This is a genomic window from Metabacillus niabensis, from assembly GCF_902829255.1.
GTDB classification, from domain to species: domain Bacteria; phylum Bacillota; class Bacilli; order Bacillales; family Bacillaceae; genus Metabacillus; species Metabacillus niabensis.
On record NZ_CADEPK010000117.1, the window covers coordinates 18,883 to 27,130 of the forward strand.

Annotated in this window: 5 protein-coding genes; all 5 read right to left on the bottom strand. The window is 35.3% G+C overall.

Translation table 11 applies throughout. The features are described from left to right. Window positions 1–73: 73 nt before the first annotated feature. Window positions 74–2,485, bottom strand: coding sequence for a glycogen/starch/alpha-glucan phosphorylase (locus HU235_RS10685; protein ID WP_095302433.1), 2,412 nt, complete (start codon window positions 2,483–2,485; stop codon window positions 74–76). Next, the gene (glgA, locus tag HU235_RS10690; RefSeq protein ID WP_174880217.1) at window positions 2,475–3,920 is read right to left on the bottom strand and encodes a glycogen synthase GlgA; all 1,446 of its coding nucleotides are present in this window, start codon (window positions 3,918–3,920) and stop codon (window positions 2,475–2,477) included. The genes HU235_RS10685 and glgA overlap by 11 nt, the downstream gene beginning before the upstream one ends. Beyond that, entirely contained in the window at window positions 3,917–4,945 is a 1,029-nt protein-coding gene (locus tag HU235_RS10695) for a GlgC family sugar phosphate nucleotidyltransferase (protein ID WP_095302438.1), read from the bottom strand. Before HU235_RS10695 ends, glgA begins: the two co-directional genes overlap by 4 nt. 171 nt (window positions 4,946–5,116) lie before the next feature. Then, window positions 5,117–6,280, bottom strand: coding sequence for a glucose-1-phosphate adenylyltransferase (locus HU235_RS10700; RefSeq protein WP_095302435.1), 1,164 nt, complete (start codon window positions 6,278–6,280; stop codon window positions 5,117–5,119). Next, the gene (gene glgB / locus HU235_RS10705; protein ID WP_233452196.1) at window positions 6,240–8,159 is read right to left on the bottom strand and encodes a 1,4-alpha-glucan branching enzyme; all 1,920 of its coding nucleotides are present in this window, start codon (window positions 8,157–8,159) and stop codon (window positions 6,240–6,242) included. Before glgB ends, HU235_RS10700 begins: the two co-directional genes overlap by 41 nt. Between the last annotated feature and the right edge of the window lie 89 nt (window positions 8,160–8,248).

The following is an 8,248-nucleotide window of genomic DNA, read 5'->3' on the forward strand; positions in this document are numbered from 1 at the left end:
AATTCACCTTTGTTAATGTAAAAAGGAAAGAAGGATTTCTGCGTCCCCTTTCCTTTTTATTATTGCTTGGGAGCTATTTCTGATTACTTTGAAGAACAGGTGTTATATTCCAAATTTCCTCTGCATACTGCTGAATCGTTCGATCACTAGAAAATAATCCAGAATGAGAAATATTGACTAATGCCTTTTTTAGCCAGGTTACTCTATCCTGATAAGCAATTCCCACTTTTTCCTGTACATCAATGTAAGAAGCGAAATCCCGTAAAACAAAATATTGATCATTTTGTACTAGCAACGAGTCTGCTATCGATTCGAATTCTCCTTCATCTTCATTGAAAAAACCATTTGTTAATTGGTCTACAACTTGGCGAATTCGTTGGTCATGATGATAATATTCCATTGAGCGATAGCGACCATTTTCCTCGTATTTCAAAACCTCATCAGCCGTCAACCCGAAGGTAAAGATATAGTCAGCGCCAATCTCCTCCATCATTTCAATATTCGCTCCGTCTAACGTACCGACTGTTAAGGCACCGTTCATCATAAACTTCATATTTCCAGTTCCCGATGCCTCTTTGCTAGCAGTTGATATTTGTTCACTTACATCTGCAGCAGGAAAAATATCCTCAGCTAATGAAACTCGATAATTTTCCATGAAGACAACTTTGATAACCTGAGAAACCCTCGGGTCATTATTTACCTTTTCTGCTAGGGAATGAATTAGCTTAATCACTTTTTTTGCATAGTAATATGTTGGTGACGCCTTGGCACCAAAAATAAATGTTCGTGGCTGAATGAAATAGTTTGGATCCTCCTTTAGCCGATTATATAGATACATAATGTGAAGGACATTTAATAATTGACGTTTATATGCATGCAATCTTTTAACCTGAACATCAAAAATGGAATCAACATCTACCTTAATACCATTCTTTTCAGCTATTTTCTTTGCTAAAATTTCTTTTCGCTTTCGTTTTACATTTGCAAATTGTTCAATTAATAAAGGGTCATCAACATGATTTCTTAATTCGATTAACTTCTCTGGCTGCTTCACCCATTCGTTTCCGATACTATTAGTAATTAATGCTGTTAATTGAGGGTTAGCCTTTAATAGCCATCTGCGGTGTGAAATTCCATTCGTTTTATTATTAAATTTCCAAGGATAAAATTCATAAAATGATTTCATTTCTCTATTCTTTAATATATTTGAATGAATTTTCGCCACTCCATTAATACTGCTGCTCCCTACGATTGAAAGGTGTGCCATTTTCACTAAACCGTGGGCAATGATCGCCATATGCTCAATTCGTTCCCATTCTCCAGGATACCGCTCCCATAGTTCTGCACAAAACCGTTCATTAATTTCCTCTATTATCATATAAATTCTAGGCAATAAGGGTTTAAATAGATGAACAGGCCACTTCTCCAATGCCTCTGAGAGAATCGTATGATTTGTATAAGAAACAGTATGACTCGTTACCTCCCAAGCCTCCTCCCAGCTAAATCCTTCTACATCTATTAATATTCTCATTAATTCAGGTATCGCCATTGCAGGATGGGTATCATTTATATGAATCGCTACATAATGATGAAGCTCTCTTAAATTTGATCTTTCCTTTTTATACGAAGCTATAATGCTTTGAATACTAGAAGAAACGAGAAAATACTGCTGCTTCAACCGTAAAATTTTCCCATGATCATGTGTATCATCCGGATATAAAAAATCAGTAATTGCTTCTGTTTCCCGTTTGTAGGATAAAATATCTTGGTCTGGACCAAATGCAGCTAGTTCTGCATTCCATAGTCTTAATGTATTAACAGTGTCTACCTGGTATCCAACAACAGGCATATCATATGGAACTGCTAAAACCTTCTCTGCATCAACATGTTTAAAGGTAAGAATATTGTTCGTATAATTTGTTTCAATTCTTCCCCAAAATGATATTTCAACCGCTTCCTCAGGCTTACGAACTTCCCAAACATTCCCATGACGTAACCATTGTTCTGGTAATTCCACCTGATAGCCGTCAACAATTTTTTGATCAAATAATCCATGCTTATATCTAATACAATATCCATGCCCTGGTAAATTCAATGTTGCTAACGAATCCAAAAAGCATGCTGCTAATCTCCCTAATCCTCCGTTCCCTAAGGCAGGGTCTGATTCACATTCTTCAATTTCACTTAATGAAATATGTAAATCCTTCAATCCTTCTTCAACAACATCCTTTATTTGCAAGTTTAATAAATTCTGACCTAATAAACGTCCTAGTAAAAACTCAATTGATAAATAATACACTTGTTTTTTATTATCTGCTCTGTATAATTCCTTTGTCTCAATCCATTTTGAACTAATATATTCTCTAACCATATTCCCTAACGTATGATATTGATCACGCTTTGTCGACTGTTCAAAGCCCTTTCCACACATGCTTTCTAATCTTTTTAAAAAGAATTCTTTAAACTCGTCTTTGTTAGAGAACACGTTTTTCCCTCCTAGTGATGAGTTCAGTATACAGCTCGTTATACATTTTTGCAGATTGCCTCCAGCTATAATCATGCTCCATAGCTCGTTTAATTAATTGCTGCCATATTTCCTTCTGATGGTAAAACTCAACTGCTCGATAAGTGGTATGTAGCATATCATGTGCATTGAAGTTTCTAAACGTAAAGCCGTTACCTTCTTCTGTATCCTCACGATAGGAAAACACAGTATCATTTAATCCTCCTGTCTCTCTAACTATTGGAATCGTGCCATATCTTAACGCAATGAGTTGACCTAACCCGCAAGGCTCAAACTTAGAAGGCATTAAAAACATATCCGCTCCTGCATATATCCGATGTGCAAGCCCTTCATCAAAGCCAATATAAGCTTTAAATTTTTTAGGATAAAGCCATTCCATATGTGCGAAGAAATCCTCGAACTCTTTATCACCAGTACCTAGGACAATCATTTGAACATCCCGACTCAAAATTTCATGAAGAACACGTTTAATTAAATCTAAGCCTTTTTGCTTCGTTAACCGAGTTACCATTGAGATAAGGGGTGTATCTACTTTGATTGGTAACCCAAATTCAGTTTGTAAACTAGCTTTATTAACAGCTTTTTTCTTCATTGAATCAATATTATATTGTTCCTCAATCTCCTCGTCTGTTTCTGGGTTATATATTCTTTCGTCTATTCCATTAAGAATCCCAACAAGCTTAGCAGAATTTGAGCGTAATAGCCCATCAAGACGCTCTCCATAATAAGGAGTTTGGATTTCTTCTTTATAAGTCGGACTTACTGTCGTAATCATGTCAGAGCTTTCAATTGCAGCCTTCATAAAACTGACATTTCCATAAAATTCAACGAACTTAAACTTCTCCTCATCGGTATTAAGAAGATCACTCAATATTCCGAATGGGAAGATTCCTTGGAATTGTAAATTATGAATTGTAAAAACAGTTTTCACCTTTTGATAAAACGGCTTTTTCGCATATTCCTCTTTCAAAAGAAAACTAATCATCCCTGTATGCCAATCATGTGAATGAATAATATCTGGCTTGAAGTCAATTACTGGTAAAGTATCTAATACCCCTCTACAAAAAAAAGAAAACCGCTCTGCATCATCATAATGCCCATATAAAGAATCACGATAAAAATAATACTCATGATCAAGAAAATAATAAGTCAATCCTTCATATTCCAGCATTTCGACTCCACAATATTGCTGTCGCCAGCCAACTGATACAGTCAGTTCGTCTATTTTCACCATTTGTTCCCGAATATTCTCTGGGATACAGCTATATTTTGGAAGGATTATCTTTACATTTGCTCCTAGCTTCTTTAATTCCTTTGGTAAGGCACCTGCTACATCGGCTAAACCACCTGACTTAACAAATGGTACACATTCAGAAACAGCAAATAAAACATTCACGACTTCATCATCGCTCCTTGGATTGTTCTTTTTCTTAATACTTGTGGAAGCAGGGCTGAACCTTTCACAGTCGTTCTATCTAACACCTGTACATCCTTATCAGCAATCATATTCTCTAATGTACAATCCATTCCGATTTGTGAATGCTGCATAATTACACTGTTTTTAATAACCGTCCCTCTTCCGATATGTACTCCACGAAAAATAATACTATTCTCGACTACTCCTTCAATTGTACAGCCATTTCCAATTAAAGAGTTTTTCACCATTGCATGTTTTCCATACTTTGTTGGCGGCTCATCCTTAGCCTTTGTTAAAATTGGCCGATGCTTCAAAAAGATTTCATTCCAAATCGTTGGCTTCAAAATTTCCATACTGTGCTTATAATAACTACTTATTGAATCAATCACAGCAACATATCCTGAAAATTCATAATCGCATATGAGGAGATTATCTGGATTTTCACTAACAACCTCTGCTAATGTGTTAGCCTTAATTCTTTCTTTATTCTCAATTAGGTCAATAAGTAGCTTCGTTGACATGATATACATTTGTAAAGACTTACCATCTTTTTTCACTTCCGTAATATCACAGCGATTTTGAAGATGACGGTTAAGTACCTCCTCATAATCAATATTACAAACTGTATAACAATTCGTAATCAACGCATATTCTTGCGTGCTTCTCAAAAAGAAATCTATATGATCCGAAAACTGACGGAAGGATCCAAATTCATCGTACTCATTATGTAAATGAGGAGATGGGAAAAAGAACAAACCATCCTTCTTTCGGTTTAAATCCCACTGTTTACCTGATCCTAAATGATCCATTAATGAGCGGTATTGATACTTCGGAAAAATAGCAACACTATGAATTTGTGAATTAACCATATTCGATAGAACGAAATCAATGAGGCGATAACGCCCAGCAATCGGGATTGCAGCTAAAGAGCGATGTGCTGTTAAATCCTCTATCTTTTCTTTATAAGCAGTTGCATCTATAATTCCTAGCATTTTCTTATTCATTTCTGCCTCCCTATAATGGTTAATGGCTGGAACTATTATATCTACAGTTCCAACCATTTAGTTCTCATTCAACTTTGTCAACATTGCTTTTCATTTCATTTATTAAAACGGTATATACCCTATTTCTCAATCGTTATTGATCAATTTCATTCATGATCAAATTATTAAATTTTAAATTATTTGGCTATCAATGACTGTTGAAATTTCTTCAACATATTCCTCTGTTACAAGTAATATTTCTTCAGAATTTGTATCTGGACAAATAACCGTCCCATTTGGAATTACAACCCCACTAGGAATGATTGCATTTTCGATATAAGCATTTTCCCCAATCACAGCATCAGGCATAATTACTGAATTTTTTACAATTGTTTTCTTACCGATTGTTACTCCTTGGAATAATACAGAATGATGAATATTTCCCTGCACAACACATCCATCGTTAATTAATGATTCTGATACAATTGCTTCATTTCCTATAAATTGTGGGGGATGATTTGAATTAACCGTGTAAATTTTCCAATTCTGGTCAAATAAATTTAAATCTGGATGATCTTTTAATAAATCCATATTCGCTTCCCAAAGGCTTTTAACCGTTCCGACATCCTTCCAATAGCCTTTAAACGGATATGCAACAACATGACGTTTTTCTTCTAATAATAATGGGATAATATCTTTACCGAAATCATGACTAGAATACTCATTTTTCTCATCTGCTTCTAAATATTTCTGAAGCACTGACCACTTAAATATATATATCCCCATTGATGCTAAATTGCTTTTTGGTTGAGAAGGCTTCTCTGCAAATTCAACGACATTCATCTTTTCATCAGTATTCATAATTCCAAATCTACTAGCTTCCTCCCATGGAACTTCTATAACAGATATCGAAACATCTGCATTTTTATGAATATGGTAATCTAGCATCTTTGAGTAATCCATTTTATAAATATGATCCCCGGACAAAATCAAAACATATTCTGGGTCATATTGGTTAATGTAATTAATATTATGATAGATGGCACTTGCTGTTCCTTGATACCATTTCATCTCAGACGATTCTGTATAAGGAGGTAGAACGGTAACTCCACCGTGTTTACGGTCTAAATCCCATACGCTTCCAATTCCAATATAAGAATTTAAAACAAGTGGTTGATATTGGGTTAACACCCCTACAGTATCTATATCTGAATTCGTACAATTGCTTAAAGTAAAGTCAATAATTCGATACTTTCCTCCGAAAGGAACAGCTGGTTTTGCAATATTTTTTGTAAGTGAACTTAATCTACTTCCCTTACCCCCTGCTAGTAACATTGCGACGCACTTTTTTCCCATTTGCTTTCTCCCCTCTTTTTTTAACTGCACGGAAAACAACAATTCCGTATGGTGGAACCGTCACCGAGAGATTGAATGGTTTCCCATGCATTTCTCCTACTGCTGCCTTAATATTTCTTTTATTTACCTGATTTGAACCACCGTACCTCGCATCATCACTATTAAGGACTTCAACATACTCCGTCTCAAGTGGTACACCAATTTTATAATCGTGATAAACAATAGGTTTAAAATTACATATAATGACGAGTAAATCATTTTCCTTTTTTCCTTTTCGAATAAAGGAAAAAATACTTTGTTCAAGATTATTTACATCAATCCATTCAAAGCCGCTCTCTACATGATCCAGCTCAAAAAGTGCCTTTTGTTTACGATATAATTGCATTAACTCTTTATAATAAGTGCGTATTTTACTATGCATCTCATAATCATCTAAAAACCAATCTAACTGCTCTAAATCCTTCCACTCATCAAATTGTCCAAACTCACCCCCCATAAATAATAGCTTCTTTCCAGGATGAGTTATCATATACCCATACAACAAACGTAATTGAGCAAACTTTTGCCAATAATCACCTGGCATTTTATTTAGCAAAGATTTTTTTCCGTGCACAACTTCATCATGTGAGAATGGTAAGATGAAATTTTCCGAAAATGCATATAAAAGGGAGAATGTTACTTTATGGTGGAAATTATGTCGTTGCTCTGGAGAAGTCTCCATATAGGTCAAAATGTCATTCATCCAACCCATATTCCATTTATAGTTAAAGCCAAGACCACCTGACGAGGTAGGAGCAGTTACCATTGGCCAATCAGTTGAATCCTCAGCAATCATTAAAATATCTGGGTCTCTTGCAAAAACTGCTTCATTAAGCTTTTTCAGGAACTGAACAGCATGATGATTTTCAACAAGTTCATTTGAATTTGGCCAATACAGCATATTGGCAACAGCATCAACACGAAAACCATCAATATGAAAATACTCTACCCAAAAAATAGCGTTAGAAATAAGAAAGCTTTGCACCTCTGGTTTTCCTAAATCAAAATTTGCGGTACCCCATTCATAATTTTCTCGATCCTTTTCATGGTAATATTCAAAAGTTGGTTCACCATCAAACATATATAAACCATGGGCATCTTTACAGAAATGGCCTGGAACCCAGTCGATAATAACCCCTATATCTGCTTCATGACATTCATTAACAAAACTCATAAATTCGTGTGGTGTCCCAAAACGACTAGTAACTGAATAATAACCAGTACCTTGATACCCCCAAGATCGATCATATGGATGCTCAACAATTGGTAATAATTCAATATGGGTAAATCCATGTTCAATTACATAAGGAATTAATTCCTTTGCTAACTCTGAATAACTTAGTAAGTCTCCATTTTCCTTAACCTTCCATGAACCAAGATGAACTTCATATATGGAAATCGGATTATCATAAGGCTGCTTCCTCCGTTTTCTTCGTCTCCATTTTTGATCACTCCATTTATATCCGGAAAGATCATAGATAATCGACGCAGAATTTGGTCTAACCTCAGAATAAAATGCATAAGGATCTGCTTTTAAAATTGAAGTGCCAGTTTTTGTGATGATTTCATACTTATACAATTCTCCTACACCTAAATTAGCTATAAAAAGAGTCCATATCCCCTCCTCATTCATTCGTTCCATTTGATGGTTTTCTCCATTCCAGGAATTAAAATTCCCAACTACACTAACTTGATTTGCATGTGGTGCCCATACACAGAAGTTTGTTCCAACGATACCATTACGCTCCTGAATATGAGCTCCAAAAAATCCATAGCTTTCAAAACACTGTCCTTCGTGAAACAAATGAATGTCAAAGTCTGTTGGACAAATGAGAGTCACCTTGGTCACCCTTTCTCTTAATATCTCTATGCTAAACATTCAAGACTTACAAATAGATCCCTCCAATGAAAACGGTACTATTTAACGAC